Origin of the sequence: Mesorhizobium sp. M00.F.Ca.ET.216.01.1.1 (assembly GCF_004010325.2) — a bacterium.
Lineage (GTDB): Bacteria > Pseudomonadota > Alphaproteobacteria > Rhizobiales > Rhizobiaceae > Mesorhizobium.
On record NZ_SADR02000015.1, the window covers coordinates 134,862 to 161,123 of the forward strand.

The following is a 26,262-nucleotide window of genomic DNA, read 5'->3' on the forward strand; positions in this document are numbered from 1 at the left end:
CGGCGCTGGAAGCAAAATGCCGGAACCCAAGTCGATCGAACCTTTGACCCGACCGCCGCTCCTCCACGTCACTGTGCAGGAGAGCCTCAGGAAATATATCGAGAGCAACAAGCTCAAGGCCGGGGACCCACTGCCTCCGGAGACCTTTCTGGCGCAGCGGCTCGGCGTCGGCCGCAACTCGGTGCGGGAAGCGATCAAGGCATTGGAGTCGATTGGCATTCTGGAGACACGCCGTGGCATCGGCGTTTTCGTCAAGGAATTCTCGTTCAAGCCGTTGCTGGACAACCTCGCTTACGGTTTGCAGGACTCGCTGCGTGACGTGGAAGAGTTGCGCGAAATCCGCCGCGTGCTCGAAACCGGCCTCATCGCCAAGACCATCGAGATGATCAGCGCCGAAGACATCGCTGTGCTGCGTCAACTGACCGAAAGCATGCGGCTGCGCGCCGAGCGCCATGAGAGCTTTGCCGAAGAGGACCAGCAATTCCACCAGATGCTGTTCCGCTGCCAGAACAATCACATGCTGAGCGCGCTGATCGACATCTTCTGGGTGGCGTTCAACAAGGCCTCGAACTTCACCAGCCTCGACAATCCGACGCCGCTAGCGACGTGGCGCGATCACCATGAGATCGTCGAGGCGGTCGCCGCCAAGGATGTCGAGCGGGCGCGCCAGCGCCTCGACGACCACTACCGGGGGATCCAGCAAGTCATCGCCAAAAATCGAACTACCTGACAATGCCAAGGGAGGAAACCATGCGCATCAGGACTATCGCTCGTCATCTGGCCGTCGCCGGACTGCTGCTCGGCGGAATCGGCTTGGTCACCAGCGTCCAGGCACAGGACGCCAAGACCATAACCGGGGGCTTCGACGTCGGCCCCGGCGGTTTTCCCAAGAATTTCAATCCGCTGGCAGCAACCGGCGGCTTTACCTGGCTCAGCACCTATTATGAGCCGCTGGTCATCTACAATGCCGAGTTGACCGAGCTCGAAGGCGACCTCGCCAAGGACTACAAGGTCAGCGAGGACCAACTCACCTATACGTTCAACCTTGCCCAGGAGACCTGGCACGACGGCAAGCCCTTTACGTCCAAGGACGTCAAATTCACGCTCGATCTTGCCAAGAACAAGGCTTCCGGCAGTTTGTTTGCAGCGCGTCTCGGCGATATCGCGTCGGTCGACGCGCCGGATGATCGCACCGTGGTCATCAAACTGTCGAAGCCGAACGCCTCATTGCTCTCCATCCTGTCGCAGGTGATGATCCTGCCCGAGCATGCCTTGGCCGGGATGCCTCCGGAATCGCTGGCCACAAGCACCTGGTGGTCCACAACTCCAATCGGCACCGGCCCCTTCAAGTTCAAGCGCTACGTCAGCGATCAGTATGTCGAACTCGCCGCGGATGATGACTATCGCGGCGGCAAGCCAAAGGTCGACGTGCTCATCAATCGCTATTTCGAGAACCCGGCGGCGGCCGTTGCCGCGCTCCGCGCCGGCGAGATTCAGTTCACCTATGTCGAGCCAGACGATGCGGCATCCTTCAAAAGCGACAGCAATTTCAAGGTGATCGAAGGTGCCTCGTACGTGGTCAATTATATCGGCCTCAATCAGAAAGTCGACCTCTTCAAGGATGTTCGGGTCCGCCAGGCGATCATGTATGCGATCGATCGCAATGCCATCATCGAGAGCCTTTATGGCGGCGCGGCCAAACCGGCCAATTGCGGCTATGTCGCGCCGCATCTGGTTCCTGAAGGCCTCGAACCCTATGCCTACGATCCGGCAAAGGCCAAGGCTCTGCTTGCCGAGGCTGGATGGGACAAGATCAACGGCGACAAGGCCATCACCTGGCTGACCTACTATGGCTCGCCGCAAGCGGCCAATGTGATGGCTGCCATCCAGTCGATGCTGGCCGAGGTCGGGATCAATGTGGTGCCGCGCGTCGTCGATACGCCGACCTACAACGGCATCGTCTATAAGCAAGGCACGCCGGACTGGAGCACTTTCCCGATGATCTATGCCGGCCTGCAGAACGGCCCAAACCCGGCCGGACTCAATCCAGGTCTCAACAAGTCCCAGATTCCGCCGGCCGGGTTCAACACCATGCGCATCGAGTTCGACGATCTGAGTGCCGCATTGGACGCTGCGCTCGGCCAGACCGATCCGGCCAAGACCGATGCGTCCTGGCAGGAAGTCTGCAAGGCGATGAACAAGGATCTGCCCTGGGCGACGTTGTGGGTGGCCAACCGCTATGGCGTGGCATCCAACAAGCTGCTTGATTTCGTCTGGACACCAGCACCGGCCGGCGGTCCTTATGCGGCTCATCCGGAGCGCTGGGACATCCAGTAGAAACGCGTGGTGGCCAATCTCCCGGCTCGCCTATGGCGGCCGGCATTCTCCCGATGCCGGCCCCGCTCACCATCACTATGGACAGCCAATGCTGAGCTTCATCGCCCGCCGCAGCGCTACAGGACTGTTGATGCTGGTCGCCTTGAGCGTCCTCATCTTCATCCTGCTGCGGCTGGCGCCCGGCGATCCGATCGACGCCTATATCAACCCGTCCACGCCGATGTCTGCTTCCGACCTCGAAGCCCTGCGTGACCGGCTTGGACTCGACCAGCCGCTGCCCGGGCAATACATCGCCTGGCTTCTCGCTGCGCTTGGCGGCGACTTCGGCTATTCGATCCAGCGCAGCGGCGTTGCGGTGCTGCCGCTGGTCATGGAACGCATCGGCCCGACCGCGTTGCTGATGGGCACGGGCCTGGCCATCGCCATCGTGATCGGCATTTCCGCCGGCATTTTCAGCGCCGTCCGCCGCAACGCGCTGCCTGACATCGCGCTATCGGTGCTGTCCTTCGTCGGCATTTCCAGCCCGGCCTTTCTGACAGCGCTTCTCGGACTGTACTTTTTCTCGGTGCTGCTGCGCTGGGCGCCGTCAGGCGGTATGCAGACCGCGGGCGCGCCATTCTCGGTCGCAGACGTGCTCGTGCACCTCGTCCTGCCCGCTTGCCTGCTGTCCATCGGACACGCCGCGCTGATCATGCGTTACATGCGCGCGTCGCTGCTGGAAGTGCTCAACCAGGATTACGTGCGGACTGCACGCGCCAAGGGAGTTCGCGAATTCTGGGTCATCATCAAGCACGCGACCCGCAATGCGCTTTTGCCGGTCATCACCCTGATCGGGTCGACAGTCGGTATCGCGATCGGCGGTGCCATCTTCCTTGAGAGCGTGTTCAACTGGCCGGGCATGGGGCTGCTTTTGGTCAATGCCGTCGGCACGCGCGACTACCCGGTAATCATGGGCGCGACGCTGGTGATCGGCACTTGCGTCATTCTGGTCAATCTCCTGACCGACGTCGTCTATGCCGTCGTCGACCCGCGCATCCAGGTGTCGTGATGACAATTACCGCGTCAGTCGGGACAGCTAGACCACGAACCAAAGGACCGCTTCGCCGCGCGCTCGACCGTTTCACCGAAAATGGCGCGGCACGGGCCGGCCTCTTGATCGTCATCCCCATTCTGGTGGCGGTTTCGACCTACCATTTGTGGTGGCCGTTCGGCCCGAATGCCATCGATCTCAGGGCGATCAACAAGGGACCGTCCGCCATTCATTGGCTGGGCAGTGACGGTGTCGGCCGCGACGTCATGGCCCGGCTGCTGCAGGGCGGGCGCATCTCGATGCTGGTCGCTGTCTGCTCGGTCGCCATCTCGATCGTCATCGGTTTCCTGGTCGGCGCCGTCGCCAGCTTTGGCGGACGTGTCGTCGATGGAACGGTGATGCGCTTCGTCGATCTCGCAATGACGCTGCCGCCGGTGATCTTCCTGCTCGTGCTCGCCTCGATCGCCGGCACCGGCATTGCGCCGACCATCCTGGTGATCTCGCTACTCTCCTGGCCGGTACTGTCACGCATGGTGCGCGCCCGGCTGCTTGAGCTCCGCGAGCGCGACTTCGTCGTCGCCGCTCGCGGCATGGGGGCGGGGCTGTCGCATCTATTGTTCCGTCACGGCCTGCCGAACTGCATCGACATTCTCGTCGTCTACGCCACCCTGCAGATCGCCAATGCCATTCTGCTCGAGGCCGGCCTCTCCTTCCTCGGCCTGGGCATCGCACCGCCGGAAGCCAGCTGGGGCAATATGCTCAATCTCGCACGCTCCACCGTCGTACTCGAACAATACCCGTGGCAATGGATGTTCCCCGGCGCCGCACTCGTGCTCACCGTCCTTGCCATCAATTTCATTGGCGACGGCTTGCGCGACGCATTCGACCCTCGTTCCGATCTCAACTGACCCTGAAGGTTCATCAAATGCCCTTGTTTACCGGTGTCGTGCCGCCTGTCGTTACTCCGCTCAATTCCGACTTCAGCATCGATTTTGCGTCGTTCACCCGGACGATCGAGAACCTGCTTGACGGCGGCGTTCACGGGCTCTTCGTGCTCGGCTCGACCAGCGAGGTGGTCTTCCATGGCGAGGCCAGCCGCAGGGCCATCATCGAGCACGCGGTCAAGATCAACAACGGCCGTGTTCCGATCTTCGCCGGGGTGATCGACCCGACGACCGATCGTGTCATCAATCACGCCAGGATCGCCAGGGCGGCCGGCGTCGACGCCGTCGTGGTGACAGCGCCCTTCTATACCCGCACCAGCCAGCCCGAGATCGGCGATCACTTCCGCTATGTCAGGGACGCTGTCGACATCCCGATCATCGCCTACGACATTCCGGTCTGCGTCCATGTCAAGCTGGAGCGCAAGACCACGGTCGACCTCGCCAGGGAGGGCGCCATCGCCGGCATCAAGGATTCCAGCGGTGATGACGGAAATCTGCGCTACGTGCTCAAGGACATGGCAAACGACCCGGGTTTTTTCGGCATGACCGGATCCGAGATCCTAGTCGACAGCGTGCTTGCCATGGGAGCGCATGGCGTCGTGCCGGGCCTCGCCAATGTCGACCCGCACGGCTACGTCAAGCTGTGGAAGCTGATGCAGGCGGGCGACCACGCCAAAGCCCGCGCCGAGCAGGAGCGGCTGTTAAAGCTGTTCGAAATCGTCTGGATATCGCTCGGCAGGACAAGCGCCGGTTCGGCCGGCGTCGGCGCCTTCAAGACCGCGATGAAGAGCCTCGGCATTATCGCTTCGAATACCATGGCGCGGCCGCAACGCAGCTTGAACGACGAGGAAACTGCAAAGATCGATATGGTTCTTCGCGACGTCGGATTGCTGCGCTGACCGTGGACGCTCCGATCCTCTCGATTTCCGGCCTGCGCGCGGTGTTCCGCATCTCGGGGCGAGATGTCGCCGCCGTGCAGGATGTCGACCTGACGATCGGGTCAGGTGAGACGGTCGCGCTGGTCGGCGAGTCCGGGTCGGGCAAATCCGTCACCAGCCTGTCGATCATCGGCCTGTTGCCGAAGAAGATCGGACACATCGCCGAGGGAACGATCGCGCTGCGGCGCAGGGACGGCATGGTCACCGAGCTGACCGGCCTAAATCCTGAGTCGCTGCGCGAGATACGGGGCAACGACATTGGCATGGTGTTCCAGGAACCGATGACCAGCCTCAATCCGGTCTACACAATCGGCGAGCAGATCGCCGAGCCGATCCGTATCCATCTCGGTAAGTCGCACCGTGACGCGGCCGCCGATGCGGTGCGGCTGCTGGCCCAGGTTGGCATTCCCGATCCCGATCGGCGGGTGCGGCAATATCCGCACGAATTGTCGGGCGGGATGCGCCAGCGCGCCACCATCGCCATGGCCTTGTCCTGCGATCCGACCTTGCTGATCGCCGACGAACCGACCACCGCGCTGGACGTCACCATCCAGGCTCAGATCCTCGACCTGCTGGCCGACCTGCAAGCGCAGCGCGGCATGGGCATTCTGTTCGTCACCCACAATCTCGGCGTCGTTGCCGAGATCGCCGATCGGGTCGTGGTGATGTATGCCGGGCGCATCGTCGAATCGGGTCCGGTGAACGAGGTGTTCACCCGCCCGCGTCATCCCTACACTGCAGGGCTGATGCGTTCCGTGCCGCGGCTTGGCCAAGCCACGGCGTTGAAGGCGGCGGGAACGCCGCTTCCGACCATTGCCGGCAATGTTCCGTCGCTGGCGCGCTTGCCCCAAGGCTGTTCCTTCGCGCCGCGCTGTTCGATGGCGATCGATGCCTGCCGCGCGGCGGTGCCACCGCTGTTTGCGGCGACGCCGACCCAGCAAAGCCGTTGTTTGCGCTGGGAGGATCTCTGACTGTGGCCGCCACCTTTCTTTCGGTCAGGCACCTGACCAAGCATTTTGCACCGAACGCATTCTCGCGCGGCCCTGTCGTCAGGGCATTGGAAGATATTTCTTTCGACATAGCGCGGGGCCAGGTGGTCGGCCTCGTCGGCGAATCCGGGTCGGGGAAGACCACGCTCGGCCGCTCTGTGCTTCGTCTCATCGAGCCGACGTCCGGCGAAATAAGCTTCAACGGTGTCGATATTGCCAAGCTGAGCGCCAGCCAGTTGCGCCGCCAACGCTGCGGGATGCAGTATATTTTCCAGGATCCGTTCGCCAGCCTTTCGCCGCGCATGACCATCGGGCAGATCCTGACCGAAGGCCTGGACATTCAAGGCATCGGCAACAGGTCCGAGCGGCGGGCAAAGGCTGAAAAGGCACTCGCCGCGGTCGAGTTGCCCGTCGATGCCTATGACCGTTACGCCCACGAATTCTCGGGCGGGCAGCGTCAGCGCATCGGCATTGCCCGGGCGCTCACGCTCGAGCCCGAATTCATCGTCGCCGACGAACCGGTCTCTGCCCTCGACGTCTCCATCCAGGCCCAGGTGATAAACCTCTTGCGCGATCTGCAGGTCCGGCTCGGCCTGACCATGCTGTTCATTTCGCATGACCTGGCCGTCGTCGAATATATCTGCGACACGGTGATCGTTCTCTATCTCGGCCGCATCATGGAAGTCGCGCCGGCGGCCGAGCTCTACGCCTGGCCGCAGCATCCCTATACGCGGGCGCTGCTGTCGGCCGTTCCGTCGCTCGACCCAATGGCCAAGCAAGACCGGCAGATGCTGAAGGGCGACATTCCAAGCCCCGCAAATCCGCCATCCGGGTGTGTTTTCCGAACGCGTTGCCCGGTTGCCCTGGCCGCTTGTGCCGGCGTCGTGCCGCCTCTGCGGGCGACATCTGATGGACATCTGAAGGCCTGCATTCGCGACGACATCTCGTAAGCACCTTCGCCAATTCACCTTCCGCCAAGCCAATGCCTAATTTCCGGCAGCGGGCTGTTGCCGTTGAATGACCGCATCATTCGACAACGCGCGTGGTGTGGAAGGCCCTGTTGACACATCCATCGGTTCGTGCAGAAATTGGTTGGACCATTGGACCACTTCTGGCAATCCTTGACGTGACCGAATTCAGCCTTCCGCCTATCCAGACGACGGCACGCGACGACGCGGTGCTGAAGGCGCTGGCTGGCTTCGTCATGCAAGAAGCGCTGGGGCCCGGCCAGAAACTGCCGACCGAACGCAGCCTCGCCGATCGCCTCAAGGTCAGCCGCAACACGGTGCGTGAGGCGCTGACGCGTTGGGAAGGACTTGGCCTGGTCGAGCGGCGGCAAGGCAGCGGCACTTACCTCAAGGCGGCCGTCTCGCTCGACATGCTGCACATGCCGCTGACGCTTGCCGGCGGCAATGATTTCACCGGCCTGATGCGAACTCTGGAAATCCGCCGCGCGCTGGAGGCGGAGGCCGCCGCACTTTGCGCCGTTCGCGCCGGCAAGGCCGACATAGCCGAGATCGAGCGCAAGCTCGACATCATGGAAGAAGCTTTCAGGACCCGCGCCGGCATGTCATCGGAGGAGGATTGGGAGTTCCATCAGGCGGTCTACCGCGCCTCCGGCAATCCGTTGTTCGAGCAGATCATCGCCGCCATGCACGAACTGTTCCATCGCTTTTGGGAACATCCGCTGGGTGTGCGCGATTTCGGCCATGCCAGTTTCCCCTACCATCGCACCATCTTCGAATGCATTGCCGCCCATGACCCGGAAGGAGCGCGGGCAGAGGCGCTGAAGCTGATCGCAACCGTCGAAGACGATCTAAAGCGCGGCGCGGCCAAACTCAAACTTTCGGACCGAAAATGAACGAGCAACCGACCGGTTTCGACAAGGACTACATCGCCGAGGCGGCGACGCTGCTGGCGCATGACGATCCGTTCCCCGGCGGCGCGGTGGTGCCACCGATCTACCAGACGTCGCTCTTCACCTTCGCCAATTACGCCGAGATGGCCGACACCTTCGCCGGCCGGCGGCGGCAGCCGATCTATTCGCGCGGCGACAATCCGACGGTCATGGAGTTCGAGGCGCGCGTCGCCGCGCTCGAAGGCGCGGAAGCGGCGCGCGGCTTTGCCAGCGGCATGGCGGCGATCAGCGCCACGGTACTTGCCTTCGTCGGCGCCGGCGAGCGCATCGTCGCCGTGCGCAACTGCTATGGGGACGCCTACCGGCTGTTCGAGCGATTGTTCCCGCGCCTGAACATCAAGGTTGATTACGTCGACGGTTCCGACCCCGACGCGGTCGCAGCAGCGCTGCCCGGCGCAAAGCTGCTCTATCTGGAAAGCCCGACCTCGATGATGTTCGAACTGCAGGATATCGCGCATCTGGCGCGGCTGGCCAAGGAGCAGGGGATCATCACCACCATCGACAATTCCTGGGCGACGCCTGTGTTCCAGAAGCCGATCCTGCACGGCGTCGATCTCGTGCTGCATTCGGCCTCGAAATATCTCGGTGGGCACAGCGACACCGTCGCAGGGGTGGTGGCCGGCTCGGCAGCCCACATCGGGCACATCAACGAGCAGACCTATTCCTCGCTCGGCGGCAAGCTTTCGCCCTTCGACGCGTGGCTGTTGCTGCGCGGCCTGCGCACGCTGCCGCTGCGACTGCCGCATCACATGAAGAGCGGCCTGACGATCGCCGAAAGGCTGAAGGCGCACAGCCAGGTCGAGCGCGTCAACCATCCGGCCTATTCCAACCATCCGGGCAAGGCGACGCTTGCCGGCTATGCCGGGCTTTTTTCCTTCGAGGTGACGGAGGACGTCGACATTCCGGCTTTCGTCGACGCGCTGAAATTCTTCCGCATCGGCGTGAGCTGGGGCGGCCATGAAAGCCTGGTCGTTCCGGCAAAAGCCTCGCTCGAGCAAACGCCGGGTCTGAATTCGATGGCACGCTTCGGCGTCAGCCCCCGAACCATCCGCTTCAACGTCGGATTGGAGAGTGTGGAGGATCTCTGGGCCGACATAGCCCAGGCCCTCGACAAAGCAAAAAAATAACGGAGCAGTTCAAAATGGGAGTGCCGAATATGAAAAAACTGAGCATCATGCTTACCGCCGTCGCCGGACTGGCGATATCCGCAAGTGGCGCACTGGCCGATTCGACGGTCAAGATGGTCGAGGTCATTACCAGCCCGCCGCGCACCGAATTCCTCAAGAAGCAGATCGCCGAGTTCGAGGCGGCCAATCCGGGCGTCAAGGTCGAGCTCGTTTCGCTGCCCTGGGGCCAGGCTTTCGAGAAATTCCTCACCATGGTGCAAGCCGGCGATACGCCCGACATCGTCGAGATGCCGGAACGCTGGATGGGCCTTTATGCCACCAACGGCCAGCTCGAGGACCTTGGCCCATACATGGCCAAATGGGACGACGCAAAAACGCTGGGCGAGCGCGCCAAGCAGTTCGGCTCGACCGTCAACAACACGCAGTACATGATCCCGTACGGCTACTATCTGAACGCGCTGTTCTGGAACAAGAAGCTGTTCAAGCAAGCGGGTCTCGACGGCCCGCCGGCAACGCTCGACGAGTTCGTCGAGGACTCCAAGAAGATCTCGGCGATACCGGGCAAATATGGCTACTGCCTGCGCGGTGGCCCGGGCGCCTTCAACGGCATGCACATGTTCATGAACATCGCCGCCGGCAAGGGCGGCTACTTCAACGAGGACGGTACCTCGACCATCAATGAGGAAGGCTCAGTCAAGGGACTGCAGATGCTCGCCGATATGTACAAGAACGGTCTGGCGCCGAAGGATTCGGTGAGCTGGGGCTTCAACGAGACCGTCACCGGCTTTTATTCCGGCACCTGCGCCATGCTCAACCAGGACCCGGACGCGCTGCTCGGCATCGCCGACAAGATGAGCGCCGACGACTTCGCCGTGGCGCCTATGCCGGTCGGCCCGAGCGGCAAATCCTACCCGACGCTTGGCTATGCCGGCTGGGCGATGTTCGCCAATTCCCAGCACAAGGACGATGCCTGGAAGCTGATGGCGACGCTTTTGTCGCCCAAGGACAATCTGGAGTGGGCGAAAGAAGTCGGCGTCATCCCGATCCATAACGGCGCCGAACAGGACGCGCATTTCAAGACCGAGCAGTTCAAGGGCTGGTTCGAGGAACTGAACAGCGACAAATATGAAATGGTGACGCCGCCGACGCATTTGGAAAACCTCGGCAACTTCGTCGACCAGGTGGCGATCAAGAACTTCCAGGAGGTGTTGCTCGGCCAGAAGCCGGCCAAGGACGTGGCCGACGAATGGGCCGCGTTCCTGACCAAGGAGCAGCAGGACTGGATGGCCAAGAACAAGAAATAGGCGCCTTTCCTTCTTCCCGCTCGGGAGAAGATCGCCAAGGGCTTGATGAGGGGCTGCGCCATGCCTTCAGGGCTCGCGCCGCCCTTCATCGGCCTGCCGGCATCTTCTCGTGCACCGGAGAAGGACGATATCGTCAATGCTGGCTTCCTCCTACCGCGTCAGAGCTGCCCGTATGACCTACGCCGTGTCCGAAATACGATCCGCCGGCAAGCCGCGCCGCAAGCGGTTATCCCGCGCTTCTGTCGAGCCCTGGCTCTATCTCAGCCCGGCGATCGTGCTTCTGGTGGTGGTGCTCCTGGTGCCGCTGATCATCGGCATCAGCTATTCGTTCCGCAAATTCTCCGCCTTCAAGTCGGAATATGTCGGCCTCGGCCAGTACCAGGCGATGCTGTCCGATACGGTGCTGGGGCAGGCGCTTGTCAACACGCTGTGGTGGACTGTCGCCAGTCTCTTCTTCCAATTCTTCCTCGGCCTCGGCCTAGCGCTGCTTCTCGACAAACCGTTCGTCGGCCGCAAAATCGTGCAGGCGGTGGTGTTCCTGCCTTGGGCGGTGCCGTCCTTCCTTTCGGGCCTCACCTGGGCGTGGCTGTTCAACCCGATCATCGGGCCGCTGCCGCACTGGCTCTACGCGCTCGGCCTGAAAGCCGAGCCGACCAATGTGCTGTCCGACCCGGCCACTGCGATGTGGGGGCCGATCGTCGCCAACATCTGGTTCGGCATCCCGTTCTTCGCCATCACGCTGCTGGCCGCGTTGAAGTCGATCCCGTCGGAGCTGCATGAGGCGGCGGCGATCGACGGCGCCTCGCCGTGGCAGCGCTTCACCAAGGTTACGCTGCCGTTCCTGGCGCCGACCATCGTTATCACCGTCATGCTGCGCACGATCTGGATCGCCACCTTCGCCGACCTGATCTTCGTGATGACCGAAGGCGGGCCGGCCGGCTCGACCAGCACCGTGCCGGTCTATATCTACGTCAGCGCCTTCAAGTCGTTGGACAAGGGCTATGCCTCGGCGGTGGCGGTTCTGCTGCTGGTGCTGCTGATTGCCTACGCGATAGGGCTGATCGCCATCCGCCGCTCGCTGGTGAGGCACGTCTGATGATCGCAGGACGCTCCGTCTCTTCGCGTATTGCCGGCGGTATCGGCCTCTACGGCACTATTGCGGCCTATATGATCTTCGCGCTGTTTCCGATCTTCTGGACACTGAAGATATCGGTCACGCCGGAGCGGCTGCTTTATTCAGAAGGCATCACGTTCTGGCCGTCTGAGACGACGTTGCAGAACTTCGTCACCGTGCTCGAAGCCTCGGACTTCCCGCGCTATTTGCTGAACAGCGTCATCGTTTCGGTGTCGACGGCAGCCTTCGTCACGGTCATCGCCACGCTTGCCGGCTACGCCATGTCGCGCTTCACCTTTCGTGGCAAGGCGACCCTGGCGATCCTGCTTCTGCTTACCCAGACCTTCCCGCTGGTGATGGTCATTCCGCCGATCTACCGCATCATGGGCCAGCTCGGCCTGACCAACAGCCTGGTCGGGTTGATCATCATCTACACTGCCTTCAACACCGCCTTCGCCACCTTCCTGATGCAATCCTTCTTCGACGGCATCCCCAAGGACCTGGAAGAGGCGGCGATGATCGACGGCTGCACACGCGCCGAGGCGATGCGCAAGGTTATCGTGCCGCTGACGCTGCCCGGCATGGGCGCGACGCTCGGCTTCGTCTTCACCGCCGCCTGGAGCGAGCTCTTGTTCGCGCTGATGCTGATCTCAAGCGACGAGCAGAAGACCTTCGCTGTCGGGTTGCTTACCTTCATCGGCAAGTTCGCCGTCGACTGGGGACAGATGATGGCGGCGTCAATCCTGGCGCTGATCCCGGTCTGCATCTTCTTCGCTTTCCTGCAACGCTATCTCGTCACCGGCCTCACCGCCGGCGCTGTCAAAGGATAATCGATGGCTTCCGTCACGCTGCACAATGTCGAGAAGGACTACGGCTCGCTGCGCATCTTGCACGGTGTCGATCTGGAGATCGCCGACGGCGAGTTCGTGGTGCTGGTCGGCCCGTCCGGTTGCGGCAAGTCGACCTTGCTGCGCATGATCGCCGGGCTGGAGGAGGTCTCGGGCGGCGAGATCCGTATCGGCGAACGGCTGGTCAACGACGTCGCGCCAAAGGACCGCGACGTCGCCATGGTGTTCCAGTCCTATGCGCTCTACCCGCACATGGACGTGTCGTCGAACATGGGCTTCAGCCTGTTGCTGAAGAAGGCCGAAAAGACGACGATCGAGGCAAGGGTCGGCGGCGCAGCCAGGCGGCTCGGTCTCGACACTTTCCTGCAGCGGCTGCCGCGCCAGCTTTCCGGCGGCCAACGCCAGCGCGTCGCCATGGGCAGAGCCATCGTGCGTGATCCGAAGGTTTTTCTCTTCGACGAGCCGTTATCGAACCTCGACGCCAAGCTTCGCGTCCATATGCGGGCTGAGATCAAAGCGCTGCACCAGCAGCTCAAGACCACTTCGGTCTATGTCACGCACGACCAGATCGAGGCGATGACCATGGCCGACCGCATCGTCGTCATGCATGACGGCTTCGTCCAGCAGGTCGGTCATCCGCTCGAACTTTATGACCGGCCGGCCAATATATTCGTCGCCGGCTTCATCGGCTCGCCTGGCATGAATTTCTTGCCGGCAACGGTCCGCGAGGGCGACAAGCTGGAGGCGGTTCTGGCCGACGGCCAGACGCTTCGATTGCCGGATGGCCTGCCATTGAACGATGGTGACGCAATCAGCGTCGGGCTACGGCCGGAGCATATTCAGCTCGCCGAGAGCGGAACGCTCGAGGCCGAGGTCGAAGTGGTTGAGCCGCTCGGCCTGTCGACCCAGTTCTACGTCAAGCTTGCCGGCCAGCAGGTCTGCGTCTTCGTCATGGGGCGCAGCAATGTCAGGCCGGGCGATGCGGTGCGGCTGTCCGCCGATCCGGCGGCCCTGCATCTGTTCGATCCGGCAAGCGGAAACCGCATCGGATAACCACCTGTTGCTGCCGGATCAGCCCGGCGACGCCACTGTGAATCACGGCATCTGCCGGCGCCTTGCAAAGGCTTTTCGGCATGAACCGGAGCGCAGGCAGGAACGATCTGCCGGTTGACGCATTTTGGCCCTGCACCAATTAGAGGGAAATCATGAGAATTGCCCATGTCGCACCGCTTTACGAGTCGGTCCCCCCCAGACTCTATGGCGGCACCGAGCGCATCGTCTCGTACCTGACCGAGGCGCTGGTCGATCTGGGTCATGACGTGACGCTGTTTGCCAGCGGCGACAGCCAAACCTCGGCTAAGCTGGTGCCCGGCCGCGAATGCGCGCTCCGCCTCGATCCGCGGCCGCTGAAATCCGAGGCGGCCGCGCATCTTTCGATGCTTGCCGAGGTTCGGGAGCGAGCCGATGAGTTCGACGTCATCCATTTCCATCTCAGCCATTTCCTGCATTTCTCCTTCTTCAAGGACATGGCGGAGCGGACTGTGACGACGCCGCATGGCAGGTTGGACTATGTCGACCTGGCGCCAGCCTACAGACGGTTTCCGCGCTTTCCCATGATCTCCGTTTCCCATAGCCAGCGAATGGGGCTTGCCAATGCCAATTGGCTTGCAACGATCCACCACGGGCTGCCCGTCGATATCTGCGAGCCGGTTTTCGAGGCGATGGCGGAGGAGCCCTACCTTGCCTTCCTTGGCCGGCTTTCGCGCGACAAGCGGCCTGATCGCGCCATTGAGATCGCCTCGCGCGCGGGGCTGAAACTGAAGCTTGCGGCGAAGATCGGCGACGATGACCGCGCCTATTTCCACAAGACGGTCGAGCCGCTGATAGATGGCGACCGGGTCGACTATGTCGGCGAGATCGAGGAGGACAAAAAACTGGAGTTCCTCCGCAATGCGGCCGGCCTGCTGTTCCCGATCGACTGGCCGGAGCCTTTCGGCCTGGCGGCAATAGAGGCGATGGCCTGCGGCACTCCGGTGATCGCCTGGAACTGCGGCGCGCTGCCGGAGATAGTCGATCAAGGCGTGACCGGTTTTATCGTGGATTCGATAGACGATGCGGTCGCGTTGATACCAGGTTTGCTGCGGCTCGACAGGCGAAAGGTAAGAGCAGTCTTTGAAAAGCGGTTTTCCGCCAATAGAATGGCTCGTGACTACGTAGCCGCCTACAGGCGCCTGATCGGTGTCCGAGCCGAAGCGAGGGCCTCGTGAGCGGTGTCGCGCTGAGGAAAACGAAACAACAGAGATTTGTGACGCATGACCCAACTCGACGAGCGCAAGCTCGATCCCGCCGTGGCACTTGCTTCCCTGGACGACATTGCGCCTCGGGAGCCACACCGGCTGTTCGCCCTCAAGCAAGGCGACTGTTTTGCCGTGACCGACTCCTATGGCGACATCCGCGGCGCCGGCGACGGCTTCTTCCGTGACGACACACGTGTGCTTTCGGAATTCCGGCTGACCGTCGGCGGCAGGCAAACATCGCTGCTTGGCGCGTCGCTCAGCCAGGACAATGTGCTGTTCACCAGCAATCTGACCAATCTGCCGATACAAAGCGCCGGCGGCCGGGACGTTCCGCAAGGCGCGATCCATATCGAACGTGTCAGGCTGCTGTGGCAGGACCGGCTGTTCGAACGCATCACCTTGGCCAACTACAGCCAGGAATACTCTGCCATTCGCGTTTCATTGCACTTCGCCGCCGATTTTCGTGACATGTTCGAGGTGCGCGGCTCGACAAGGCTGAAGCGCGGGTTGGCCCACGCGGCCGAGATGAATGCGAATTCCGTCGTGCTCCGCTACGACGGCCTGGACGGGCTGGCGCGCCTGTCGGCGATATCCTTCTCGCAGGCGCCGGATCATCTGACCGCCGACCATGCGGATTTCCTGATTGCGGTGACGAAGCGCAGCAGCAAGGTGCTCTATGTCGAGGTTGGTCCGGAGGTGGCTGAGACACCCGACCAAGACCGTTTCCGTGCTGCGGCGGCCCGGGCCCGCTTCGGCATGCGGGCCAAGCGCCGCCACGGCGCCACGGTGCACAGTTCCGGCCGCGTCTTCAACGACTGGGTCGAGCGCGCCCGGGCGGATGTCGCGCTGCTGACCACAGAGCTTGCGACCGGACCTTATCCCTATGCCGGCATTCCGTGGTTTTCGACGGCGTTCGGCCGCGACGGCGTGATCTCCGCGCTGCAGATGCTCTGGCTCAATCCCGGCCTGGCGCGCGGGGTGCTGGCCTACCTTGCTCAGCATCAGGCGACCGAGACATCGCCGTTCAGCGATTCGCAGCCGGGCAAGATCATGCACGAGACCCGCAAGGGCGAAATGGCGGCGCTGCGGGAGCTTCCCTTCGGCCGCTACTATGGCGGCGTCGACACGACGCCGCTCTACATTCACCTCGCCTGCGCCTATGCCGACCGCACCGGTGACATGGACTTCATCGACCGACTGTGGCCGTCGCTGCGTGCCGCAGCCGAGTGGACGGAAGAGGCAAGCCGTGCGACCGGCTTCGTCACCTATCAGCGTGCAGCCGAGTCCGGCCTCGCCAACCAAGGATGGAAGGACAGCATCGATTCAGTCTTCCATGCCGATGGCCGCATCCCCAAGGGGCCGATCGCCCTGGTCGAGGTGCAAGGTTATGTCTTCGCCGCATTCAAGGGGCTGGCGGCACTTGCCCGTCGGCGCGGCGAAGAGGAAGAGGCCGATCACTGGGATGACCGTGCCGAGGCCATGCGCGATGCTGTGGAACGCCATTTCTGGCTGGACGATCTCGGCTTCTATGCCTTGGCGATCGACGGTGACGGCGAACCCTGCAAAGTGCGGACGTCGAATGTCGGGCATCTTCTCTATGTCGGGCTTCCAGAGCCAGCGCGGGCACAGATGATCGCCGACCAGCTGCTTTCCGCGTCCTTCCACTCGGGCTGGGGGCTGAGGACGGTCGCCAATGATGCGGTGTTCTTCAATCCGATGTCATACCACAACGGCTCGATCTGGCCGCACGACACCGCCATATGCGGCGTCGGCCTGGCACGTTATGGCGGGCGCGAAAGCGTGGTCCGGCTGATGAGCGGCACATTCGAATCGGCGGTGCATTTCAACATGCGGCTGCCGGAATTGTTCTGCGGTTTCACACGCGCGCCGGGCGAGGCGCCGATCGCCTATCCCGTCGCCTGTTTGCCGCAGGCATGGTCGGCGGGTTCCGCCTTCATGCTGATGCAGGCCTGTCTTGGCCTGGAAATCGACGGCTGGGACGGCGAAATCCGCGTCACCCGTCCCAGGCTGCCGAACGGTATCGACATGCTGACGCTGCGGCATCTGGGTGTCGGCACAAGGGCGGTCGATCTTACATTCCAGCGTGTCGGAGACCGGGTCGTCGCCTTTCTCGCCGACCGGCACGAAGGTTTGGTGCCGCTCATTGTCCGAACGTAGATCGCGGCACGCGGTTCGGAAGGGATCATCCTGCAAGCAGGAAAATGTCGGAACCGATGGCCTTGTTGTGCGTTGCAAACCTTGTCGACAGATGGCGAGCTGTCGGAAGCGAACGGCTGTGAATTCGAAAACAAGGAGAAAAGCGGTCACCGACCGATAGGGGTTCAATGACAGATTTTGGCACAGGCTTGCTCTGGATCCTGATCCTGGCAAGTCTTGGACTTTCAGCTCTTGCTGTGTTTTTCTCAATATCCCGGCAGCGCCGCAACCCCGCACCCGCGGCTGCCCACACTGCGAGCGAGGATGTGGTTTCCGAGGCGGCACGCAAGGTGCTGCGGGAATTCGAAAAGAACGGTCAATCGGTCGATGCGGCGCTGGTCTCATGGTCGCCTGACACCTTGCGCAAGATACTGGCTGAAGATCTGCCGGGGGCGCAGGTCATCGTGGTGTCCAACCGCGAACCCTATATCCACAATGTCAGGGAAGATGGCGTCGAGCTGCTGATACCGGCCAGCGGGCTGGTTTCGGCGCTGGAACCGATCACCCGCGCCTGTACCGGCACCTGGATCGCCTATGGCGGCGGAACGGCAGACCATCTCGTGGTCGACGATGAGGACCGGGTGCAAGTGCCGCCCGGCAACCCATCCTACTCATTGCGCAGAGTCTGGCTGACGGAGGAAGAATATCAGGGCTATTATCTCGGCTTTGCCAATGAGGGCCTGTGGCCGCTCTGCCATATCGCCTTCACCCGCCCAATCTTCCGGGCGTCGGACTGGGAGGCTTATGAAGCCGTCAACCGGAAATTCGCCGATACGGTGGTTGCCGAAGCGCGCAATGAACGGCCGATCGTGCTGGTCCAGGACTACCACTTCGCACTGCTGCCGCGCATGATCCGCGAACGCCTGCCCGAGGCGATCGTCATCACCTTCTGGCACATCCCGTGGCCGAACTCGGAAGTGTACAGCATCTGTCCGTGGCGGGAACGAATCCTGGACGGACTGCTCGGCAGCTCGATCATCGGCTTCCATACCCAGTTCCACGCCAACAATTTCACCGAAAGCGTCGATCGCTTCCTGGAAAGCCGGATAGAACGGGCGGACGCAGCCATCTCCTATGGTGGCCAGACGACGCTGGTCCATGCCTATCCGATCTCGATAGAATGGCCGGTGGAACTTCTGGCAAAACTGCCTGACGTCGAGGACTGTCGCGCGCGTATCTGCGACAGGTTCGGACTGCCCGCGGATGCCAAACTGTGCGTCGGTGTCGAGCGGCTCGACTACACGAAGGGCATTCTCGATCGTTTCCATGCTCTGGATGAGTTGTTCACGCGACATCCCGAATGGGTCGGGAAGCTGGTTTTCTTGCAGATAGCAGCGCCGAGCAGGGGCACCTTGCCGGCCTACAGGCAACTCCACGACGAATGCCACCGCTTTGCGGAAGAGCTCAACCAGCGTTACGGCAGCGAGGGCTATAAGCCCGTCGTCATGGTTGCCGAACATCATTCGCAGGAGCAGGTCTATGAGATCTACCGCGCCGCCGACATATGCATGGTCACCAGCCTGCATGACGGCATGAATCTCGTCGCCAAGGAATTCGTCGCCGCGCGTGACGACGAACAGGGGGTGCTGCTGCTCAGTACCTTCGCCGGTGCTTCACGCGAACTGCTGGAGGCGCTGATCGTCAATCCTTACGACGCCGCCATGATGAGCGAGACTATGGTGCAGGCCCTGACGATGACACCGGACGAGCAACGCGAGCGCATGCGCCGCATGCGCGGGATCGTGCGCGACAACAATGTCTACCGGTGGGCCGGCAGCATGCTTCTTGACGCAGCGCGCCTGCGCAAGCGTGGCGACCTCGATCGTGTCACGGGCAATGGCGACCGGTCGACAAACATCGACAATGTCGTCTCCATGTTCGAACGCAAACTGGCGTTGCCGCGATGAGCCTCGAAACGCCGCCAGTACCGAACTTGCCAGAGGGAAACTGGGCGCTTTTCCTCGACATAGATGGCACCTTGCTGGAACATGCCGCGCACCCCGACAGCGTGTCGGTTGGCGACGGGTTACGAAACCTTCTGGGAGAAATCGAGCTCCGGCTCGATGGTGCCGTCGCCTTCATAACCGGCCGCTCGGTCTCCGCCGTGGACCGGCTGTTCCATCCCTTGAAGCTGCGTGTCGCTGGCCTCTATGGCCTGGAGCACCGGCTGACGCCGAATGGCCCTGTCGAAGCTGCGGACGAGCCAGCCGATATGGCCGCGCTTGCCGACGAGATTGAGACGGAATTAGGCAGCGGGGCCGTCTATATCGAGCGCAAAGGCCCGGTGTTGGCAGTCCATACCCGCGCCGCGCCGCACCTGCTTGCGCGCGCAACGCAACTGGTCGAGGACGCACTGGCCCGGCTGCCGGAAGGCTATCGGGTGATCGCCGGCAACGCCGGCGTGGAGCTTATGCCGCTTGAAGCCGCCAAGGGAGCGGCAATACGGCGTTTCATGAAAATACCTCCCTTCATCGGCCGGTGCCCCGTCTTCCTGGGGGACGACACGTCGGATGAAAACGGCTTCAAGACGATAAACGACTCCGGCGGAATCTCGATTCGGGTAAAACCACAAGGTCCGACGATGGCGAACTATGTCATCGACGATGTCGCGGGTGTCATCGCCTGGCTGCGAACCAATTTTGGCCATGTCGCCCATGAAGCCGGCCATGATGATGTTCTCGTATAGGGGACGCAGCAAAGGATGGCCAGGATTGCCCGCCGAATGACATGGAGCCCAGGTGAAGCGCTCGGCACAGCAACTTGCAGGATATGGCCGTCAGGCAGGGAACAGGAACGCCGCGGCCGGATCGAAAAAGACCTGCCGGCGGGGCAGCGATGAGTTGTACGTTTCCATCGCGGCAGTCGTTGGCCTGATGTCGAGCTCCTGTCCGGCAGCGGTGCGCGCCACGATACGCCGGCGCTCCCCATAGAACGCGACATCGACGATCTCGACAGTGAGTTCCGCGCTCGTCGGATTGCGCTCCATGCGAAATGCCTCCGGTCGGACCATCAGCCTGGCCCTTTGACCCTTGCCGAAGGTGCCGTTGACATTCACGCCGGATACGACCGAGCCGTCGCCCAGCCGGATCGTTGCTGCCCCATCGATGGTTTCGAGGTGCTCGGCGGCCAGGAAATTCGAATTGCCGATGAAGCCGGCTACAAAATCGGTCGCGGGCCTGAGATAGAGATCCTCGCCGGTGCCGGTCTGCTCGATGCGGCCATCCCTGAACAGGGCAATCCGGTCCGAAAGATGCAGCGCTTCCTCCTGATCGTGAGTGACATAGAGGATGGTGACGCCGGTCTCGCGATGGATGCGGCGAATTTCGGCCTGAATTTCCTCGCGCAGCTTCTTGTCGAGCGCCGAAAGCGGCTCGTCCATCAGCAGAATCGGCGGATCATAGGCCAGCGCCCGGGCCAGGGCGACGCGCTGCTGCTGGCCGCCTGACAGCGCACCGGGCAGCCTCGCGGCGAAGCTTTCGAGCCGCACCATGGCAAGCATATCGGCTACCTTGCGTTTCACCTCGGCATCGGGCCGGCGGCGAACCCGAAGCGGAAACGCAATGTTGTCGGCGACTGTCAGATGCGGAAACAACGTGTATCGCTGGAAGACCATGCCGATGTTGCGCTTGTGCGACGGCACTGCAAGCAGCGACTTGCCCTGCAGCAGGACGTCGCCGGAACTTGGATCCTGGAATCCGGCGATCGCGTAGAGCGTCGTCGATTTTCCTGAACCCGAAGGCCCGAGGAAGGTCAGGAATTCGCCTTTGGGGATGTCCAGCGTCACGTCATGCACTGCCGTGATCGCCCCGAACGCCTTGCGCAGCTTGCGGATGGAGAGGAAGGGCTGGGTCATGTCCTGAACTTTCGGCGCAGCAGTGCTGTCACGGCCATCAGGGCCAGCGTCAGCACAACAAGCAGGCTGGAGGCGGCTGCAATGACCGGGCTCAGATCGGACCGCAAGCTGCCCCAGATCTTGACGGGCAAGGTCTGCAAGGTCGGGCTGGCCATGAATATCGCCACCACAACTTCATCCCAGGATGCGAGGAAGGAAAAGATCGCGGCGGAAAAGATTCCGATTCTGATCGACGGCAAGGTGATCCTGAGCTTCGCCTCTAGTGGGCTTGCACCGCAGACAATCGCTGCGTCCTCGATCGACTTGTCAAATCCTTCAAGCGCCGTGGCAATCGGGATGACCGCGAAGGGCAGGGCAAGGACAGTGTGGGCGACGACGAAGCCGATCGTGGTGCCGCCGAGGCCAAGGCGGAGGAAGAATGCATAGATGGCGATCGCAAAGACCACCACCGGCAAGACCATCGGCGTCAGCAGGAGACCGCGTAAGATTTCACGGCCGCGGAAATGTCCGCGAACCAATGCAAAGGAGGCGAGAAGGCCGATCAGCACGGCGAGCATCGCCGTTATCGTGGCGATGCGGGCGCTGGTCAGCGCCGCTTCCAGCCAGGCGGGATCGGCAAAAAGCTCCCCGTACCATTTGAGCGTCCAGCCGGGCGGCGGAAAGGCCAGCCAGCGGGACGATCCGAACGAGAGCAGAACGATGAAGACCACCGGCAGAAGCAGGAAGGCGGCGACAAGCACGGTGAAACCGAGCAGGGCAACCCTCAGCCACCCCATGCGGTCGTAGTCGAGCAGCATCTCAGACGCCTCCCGTCGCGCGCCCGGCGCCGACAAGGCGCAGTTGCAGCGCGTAGAGCGCCATGGTGACGACAAGCAGAATGAATGCGGCGGCGCTGCCGAGCCCCCAATTGAGCAGCGACTGGATCATCTGCGCGATCATTTCGGCAAGCATCATGTTCGACGTGCCGCCCAGAAGTGCCGGCGTGACGAAATAGCCGAGCGACATGACGAATACCATCAGGCCGCCGGCGGCGATGCCGGGCAGCGACAACGGCAGCAGGATGCGGCAAAAGGCGTCAAACGGACTTGCGCCGCAGAGCGCGGCGGCGCGCAGCGTCATCGGATCGATGGCACGCAGCGTACCCACCAATGGCAGGATCATGAACGGCAGCATGATATAGACCATGCCAATGGTGACGCCGGTGAGATTGTTGATGAGCGGGAGCGGCGTGCTGATCAGGCCGATATCCATCAGCGTCCGATTGATGACGCCGGTACGCTGCAGTAGCACCATCCAGGCATAGGTGCGTGTAAGCAGATTGGTCCACATCGACAGGATGATGACGCCGAAGACGATCGAAGCGAGGGCCGATGGCATGATTGCAAGCATCCAGGCGACCGGAAAGGCAACGAGGACGGTGACGATGGTGACAACCGAGGCGACCAGAAAGGTGTTGAAGAACACCCGCGCATAGGTGCCGTCACCCAGAAGCGTGGCATAGTTCTGAAAGCCGGGTTCCGGCCCGGTGACGCTACGCAAAAGCAGGGCCAGCACAGGGACAACGAAGAAAAGCGTAACCAGGATCAGGGCCGGCAGCAGGCCGCCAAAGCCTGCCGGCATCCGCAATGTTCCAAAGCTCCGACGCATTTCGATCGACATGGTTGCACCCCGGCTGCAGACGGGACAGCCTGTGCTGTCCCGCCGGTTCCTGTTGGGTTTCGTGCCTATTTTGCCTGCCAGGCGTACCAGCGCTCGGCTATGGCGTCGCGGTTCTCGGCCCAGTAGTTCATGTCGAGATTGATCTGCCCGTCGACATGCGCATCCGGCAGCGACTTTACCGCATCAGCCGGCATCTCCGCCTTTGCCTTGGTATTGATCGGCGCATAGCCGCTCGCCTCGGCAAACTTCGCCTGGCCGGCGGCGCTGCTTGCCGCGGCCAGGAACTTCATTGCCGTCTCCTTGTTCTTGGCGCCTTTCGGCACAACCAGGACGTCGGCCGCCGTCAGGTTTTGACTCCAGGACACGCCGACATCGGCGCCGTCCTTCTCCAGCGCAAAGACGCGGCCGTTCCAAAGCTGGCCGAACGCCGCTTCACCGGAGGCAATCAATTGCTGCGACTCCGCGCCGCCGCCCCACCAGACGATGTCCGACTTGATGGTGTCGAGCTTCTTGAAGGCACGTTCAAGATCGAGCGGATAGAGCTTGTCGGCCGGAACACCATCGGCCAGAAGCGCAATCTCGATGACGCCGGGTGCCGACCACTTGTAGAAGGTCCGCTTGCCCGGGAACTTCTTCTCGTCGAACATGTCGGCCCAACCAGCCGGTTCACCAGAGATCGCGCCCTTGTTCCAGGCGAGCACGAAGGAATAGTAGAAGCTGCCGACAGCATGATCGGTGGTGAAGCGTGGATCGAGGTCTGCCTTCGGCACGGCCTTGAAATCGATCGGTTCAAGCAGGCCGTCCTTGGCTGCCTTGATGGCGAAATCCATCTCGACGTCGACGACATCCCAGTTCACGCTGCCGCTGTCGACCATAGCCTTCAGCTTGCCGTAGTCGGTGGGGCCATCCTGGAGGACCTTGATGCCGGATGCGGCAGCGAAGGGTTCCGCCCAGGATTTGGTCTGCGCCTCCTGGGTCGTCCCGCCCCAGCTGGTGAACACCATGTCCTCGGCCTTTGCGGCCGTTGCTGCCAGAAGCCCGGCAAGGATGCCGGTGAAGATCAGTTTCATGTCGTTCTCCTCTGTTTGTTTTTGTTGTTTGTTTCACGATCGGACCGTTTTGGCCCTGACCGTGATCCCTGGTCCGCGGCGGTTACCGCATGACAAAAGGATCGGGGATCGGGTCGTCCGAGGTGCGTATCCAGACTGATTTCGAACGCGTGTAGTCGCGGATCGCATCCAGGCCGCCTTCGCGGCCGAGGCCGGACTGGCCGTAGCCGCCAAACGGAACCAGCGGCGAGACGGCCCGATAGGTGTTGATCCAGACCACGCCGGCATGAATGCCGCGCGCCATGCGGTGCGCCTTGGCGAGATTGGTGGTGAACACGCCGGAAGCCAGCCCGAAGGACGTGTCGTTGGCAAGCGACAGCGCTTGTGCCTCGGTCTCGAAGGCGAGGGCGCTCAGCACCGGGCCGAAAAGCTCTTCCCGCACACAAGCCAGGTTCTGATCGGATACCTCGATGATCGTCGGCGCATAATAGAAGCCGGCGGTCTGGCCCTGCGGCCGCGCGCCGCCGGTGACCAGACGACCGCCGCCGGCGAGGCTTTCGGCGACGATCTTTTCTATCCGATCGCGCTGGCGCAAAGTGGCAAGCGGTCCCATTTCGGTGGCAGGATCTTGCGGGTCGCCGATGCTTATGGCTTCGGCCTTCCGCTTGAGCTGGCCGAGAAATTCGTCCTTCACCGAACGCTCGACCAATAGCCGCGAGCCGGCCACGCAACTCTGGCCGGTGGCGGCGAAGATACCGGCCACGACTGCGTTGGCGGCACTTTCCAGGTCGGCGTCGGCGAAGACGATAACGGGGCTTTTGCCGCCAAGCTCGAGCGTCGTGTAGGCGAGGTTTTGCGCCGTATTCATGACGATCTGCCGGGCGGTCGCCGGGCCGCCGGTGAAGGCGACGCGGGCGACAAGCGGATGGCTGGTCACGCGGTGCCCGCAATCGTGCCCGAAGCCGGTCAGGATGTTCACGGTTCCTGAGGGAAATCCGGCTTCGTGGACGAGTTCGGCGAAAGCCAGCAGCGGGGCCGGGCCATCCTCAGAAACCTTGAGAACGACGGTGCAGCCCGCCGCGAGTGCCGGTCCGAGTTTGACGGCCGACAGGAAAAGCTGCGAATTCCACGGCACCATGGCGGCAACGACGCCGATCGGCTCCGGCCGTATCGTCACCTCCATATCCGCCTTGTCGATAGGAACAAATGCCCCTTCATCCTTGTCGGCGAGACCGCCGTAATAGCGGTAGTAGTCGCCGACATAGGCGATCTGGGCGCGGGTCTCGCGAATGATCTTGCCGGTATCGCGCGTCTCGAGTTCCGCCAGACGAGCGGCATTGGCGACCACAAGATCGCCGAGCCGCACCAGTAGCTTGCCGCGCGCCGTCGCCGTCATCGATGCCCATGGACCGGATCGCAGCGCCCGGTGAGCGGCTTCGACGGCCCGGTCGACGTCGGCCGCTGTCGCAGCCGGCATCGTCGCCCATGGCGCGCCCGTCGACGGATCGACGCTGTCGAAGGTCGCGTCGGCCACCACGAAGCTGCCGTCAATGTAATTTCTGAAATCGGTGGTGCTCATCACGATCTCGCTTGCGGCCCCTGAAAGGCCGGCATCACCTTGTTGATGAAAAGCTGGAGCGACTTCTTCTTGCGCGCGTGGGAAAGGCCGCTGTCGATCCATATCGAGTACTGGTCGTAACCGAGCGCTTCGTAAGCCTTCAGCCTGGCGATCACCTCGTCGGCTTCGCCGATGACGAGGTTCTGCCTGACCTTGTCGGGCGCGTATTGCGGCATGGCCGCAATCTCGGCTTCCGTCAGCGGTTCCAGAATGCCTTGGCTCACGGGCTTCTTGTTCTGGAACCAAGTGCCAAACTGGCAGTAGAATTGCGACAGATCCTGCGAAAGACGATCGGCCTCGGCTGCGTCCTCGGCCACGAACGTGTGCATCAGCAGCATGATTTCCGGCCGCGGCGTATCCGGATGGGCATCGCAAGCCGCGTTGAAGCGCTGCACCAGACTGGCGACTTCGCCGTCACCGGAGGCAAGCGGCGTGACTTGCACATTGCATTTGTTGGCTACCGCAAAGTCGTGCGAATTGGGATCGCGGGCGGCTACCCAGATCGGCGGGTAGGGCTTCTGCAGCGGCTTGGGCGACGAGGTCGTCGAAGGGAACGACCAGAACTCTCCCGAGAGTTCGAAATCGCCGTCCCAAAGGCCGCGGATGGCCGGGACCATCTCGCGCATGCGCTGACCCGCACCCCACGCTTCCAGTCCGGGGAAAAGCCGCTGGTATTCGTAGCTGTAGGCGCCTCGCGCAATGCCGATGTCGAGCCGGCCACCGGTGATCACGTCGGCCATCGCCGCCTCGCCGGCGAGCTTGATAGGGTGCCAGAACGGCGCCACGATCGTACCGGTGCCGAGGCGGATGCGCTTCGTCCTCGCGGCGAGATAGGCGATGTTGATGAACGGGTTCGGCGAAATGGTGAATTCCATGCCATGATGCTCGCCTATCCAGGCCGTCTCGAAGCCTGCCTGCTCCGCCAACAGGACAAGGTCTTCCAGCTCGCCAAGCAGTTCGGAATGAGGCTTCGCCAGATCCGAGCGCTCCATGTGGACGAAAAGCGAAAACTTCATCTGC

23 protein-coding genes are annotated in these 26,262 nt (G+C 62.4%); 17 read left to right on the plus strand and 6 right to left on the minus strand.

Annotated features, from left to right (window positions below; all coding sequences use genetic code 11):
- The first annotated feature begins 16 nt into the window (after positions 1–16).
- The 17 genes from EN859_RS20190 (at position 17) to otsB (ending at position 19,749) form a co-directional block, all read left to right on the plus strand.
- Positions 17–730, plus strand: a complete 714-nt coding sequence (locus EN859_RS20190; protein ID WP_127854580.1) for a FadR/GntR family transcriptional regulator — start codon at positions 17–19, stop codon at positions 728–730.
- Between the two features lie 20 nt (positions 731–750).
- Positions 751–2,337 (plus strand): ABC transporter substrate-binding protein, encoded by a 1,587-nt coding sequence (locus EN859_RS20195; protein WP_127854579.1) that lies wholly within the window; start codon positions 751–753, stop codon positions 2,335–2,337.
- A gap of 88 nt (positions 2,338–2,425) precedes the next feature.
- Positions 2,426–3,385 carry an ABC transporter permease gene (locus EN859_RS20200; protein ID WP_127854578.1) on the plus strand — a complete coding sequence of 320 codons (960 nt, stop codon included), beginning with the start codon at positions 2,426–2,428 and terminating at the stop codon, positions 3,383–3,385.
- On the plus strand, positions 3,385–4,275 hold the full coding sequence (locus tag EN859_RS20205; RefSeq protein WP_127854577.1) for an ABC transporter permease: 891 nt from the start codon (positions 3,385–3,387) through the stop codon (positions 4,273–4,275). Before EN859_RS20200 ends, EN859_RS20205 begins: the two co-directional genes overlap by 1 nt.
- Positions 4,276–4,292: 17 nt before the next feature.
- The gene (locus EN859_RS20210) at positions 4,293–5,210 is read left to right on the plus strand and encodes a dihydrodipicolinate synthase family protein (protein WP_127854576.1); all 918 of its coding nucleotides are present in this window, start codon (positions 4,293–4,295) and stop codon (positions 5,208–5,210) included.
- 2 nt (positions 5,211–5,212) lie between these two features.
- A complete protein-coding gene (locus tag EN859_RS20215) occupies positions 5,213–6,220 on the plus strand; it encodes an ABC transporter ATP-binding protein (RefSeq protein WP_127854575.1) in 1,008 nt (335 codons plus the stop codon).
- A gap of 2 nt (positions 6,221–6,222) precedes the next feature.
- Positions 6,223–7,188 (plus strand): ABC transporter ATP-binding protein, encoded by a 966-nt coding sequence (locus tag EN859_RS20220; RefSeq protein ID WP_127854574.1) that lies wholly within the window; start codon positions 6,223–6,225, stop codon positions 7,186–7,188.
- A 176-nt stretch (positions 7,189–7,364) separates the two neighbouring features.
- Positions 7,365–8,099: a FadR/GntR family transcriptional regulator gene (locus EN859_RS20225; protein ID WP_127854573.1), complete on the plus strand. Its 735-nt coding sequence runs from the start codon at positions 7,365–7,367 to the stop codon at positions 8,097–8,099.
- On the plus strand, positions 8,096–9,283 hold the full coding sequence (locus EN859_RS20230) for a PLP-dependent transferase (protein WP_127854572.1): 1,188 nt from the start codon (positions 8,096–8,098) through the stop codon (positions 9,281–9,283). The genes EN859_RS20225 and EN859_RS20230 overlap by 4 nt, the downstream gene beginning before the upstream one ends.
- 29 nt (positions 9,284–9,312) lie before the next feature.
- Positions 9,313–10,587 (plus strand): sugar ABC transporter substrate-binding protein, encoded by a 1,275-nt coding sequence (locus EN859_RS20235; RefSeq protein WP_127854571.1) that lies wholly within the window; start codon positions 9,313–9,315, stop codon positions 10,585–10,587.
- 172 nt (positions 10,588–10,759) lie between these two features.
- A complete protein-coding gene (locus EN859_RS20240) occupies positions 10,760–11,683 on the plus strand; it encodes a sugar ABC transporter permease (RefSeq protein ID WP_127854694.1) in 924 nt (307 codons plus the stop codon).
- Positions 11,683–12,531 (plus strand): carbohydrate ABC transporter permease, encoded by an 849-nt coding sequence (locus tag EN859_RS20245; protein WP_127854570.1) that lies wholly within the window; start codon positions 11,683–11,685, stop codon positions 12,529–12,531. Before EN859_RS20240 ends, EN859_RS20245 begins: the two co-directional genes overlap by 1 nt.
- Before the next feature lie 3 nt (positions 12,532–12,534).
- On the plus strand, positions 12,535–13,602 hold the full coding sequence (gene ugpC, locus EN859_RS20250; protein ID WP_127854569.1) for a sn-glycerol-3-phosphate ABC transporter ATP-binding protein UgpC: 1,068 nt from the start codon (positions 12,535–12,537) through the stop codon (positions 13,600–13,602).
- Positions 13,603–13,754: 152 nt separating this feature from the next.
- On the plus strand, positions 13,755–14,816 hold the full coding sequence (locus EN859_RS20255) for a glycosyltransferase family 4 protein (protein WP_127854568.1): 1,062 nt from the start codon (positions 13,755–13,757) through the stop codon (positions 14,814–14,816).
- 45 nt (positions 14,817–14,861) lie between these two features.
- Entirely contained in the window at positions 14,862–17,024 is a 2,163-nt protein-coding gene (locus EN859_RS20260) for an amylo-alpha-1,6-glucosidase (RefSeq protein WP_127854567.1), read from the plus strand.
- 167 nt (positions 17,025–17,191) lie between these two features.
- On the plus strand, positions 17,192–18,970 hold the full coding sequence (locus tag EN859_RS20265) for a trehalose-6-phosphate synthase (RefSeq protein WP_127854566.1): 1,779 nt from the start codon (positions 17,192–17,194) through the stop codon (positions 18,968–18,970).
- On the plus strand, positions 18,967–19,749 hold the full coding sequence (gene otsB / locus EN859_RS20270) for a trehalose-phosphatase (RefSeq protein WP_127854565.1): 783 nt from the start codon (positions 18,967–18,969) through the stop codon (positions 19,747–19,749). Before EN859_RS20265 ends, otsB begins: the two co-directional genes overlap by 4 nt.
- A 90-nt stretch (positions 19,750–19,839) precedes the next feature.
- On the opposite strand, the gene EN859_RS20275 is transcribed toward otsB, so the two are convergent.
- The 6 genes from EN859_RS20275 to EN859_RS20300 all read right to left on the minus strand — a co-directional run bounded on the left by EN859_RS20275 (position 19,840) and on the right by EN859_RS20300 (position 26,258).
- Positions 19,840–20,916: an ABC transporter ATP-binding protein gene (locus EN859_RS20275; RefSeq protein WP_127854564.1), complete on the minus strand. Its 1,077-nt coding sequence runs from the start codon at positions 20,914–20,916 to the stop codon at positions 19,840–19,842.
- Positions 20,913–21,713, minus strand: coding sequence for an ABC transporter permease (locus EN859_RS20280; RefSeq protein WP_127854563.1), 801 nt, complete (start codon positions 21,711–21,713; stop codon positions 20,913–20,915). Before EN859_RS20280 ends, EN859_RS20275 begins: the two co-directional genes overlap by 4 nt.
- Before the next feature lies 1 nt (position 21,714).
- Positions 21,715–22,575 (minus strand): ABC transporter permease, encoded by an 861-nt coding sequence (locus EN859_RS20285; protein ID WP_127854562.1) that lies wholly within the window; start codon positions 22,573–22,575, stop codon positions 21,715–21,717.
- Between the two features lie 65 nt (positions 22,576–22,640).
- Entirely contained in the window at positions 22,641–23,645 is a 1,005-nt protein-coding gene (locus EN859_RS20290) for an ABC transporter substrate-binding protein (RefSeq protein ID WP_127854561.1), read from the minus strand.
- Positions 23,646–23,727: 82 nt separating this feature from the next.
- Positions 23,728–25,203 (minus strand): aldehyde dehydrogenase, encoded by a 1,476-nt coding sequence (locus EN859_RS20295; protein ID WP_127854560.1) that lies wholly within the window; start codon positions 25,201–25,203, stop codon positions 23,728–23,730.
- Positions 25,203–26,258 carry an LLM class flavin-dependent oxidoreductase gene (locus tag EN859_RS20300; RefSeq protein ID WP_127854559.1) on the minus strand — a complete coding sequence of 352 codons (1,056 nt, stop codon included), beginning with the start codon at positions 26,256–26,258 and terminating at the stop codon, positions 25,203–25,205. Before EN859_RS20300 ends, EN859_RS20295 begins: the two co-directional genes overlap by 1 nt.
- Positions 26,259–26,262 lie beyond the last annotated feature (4 nt).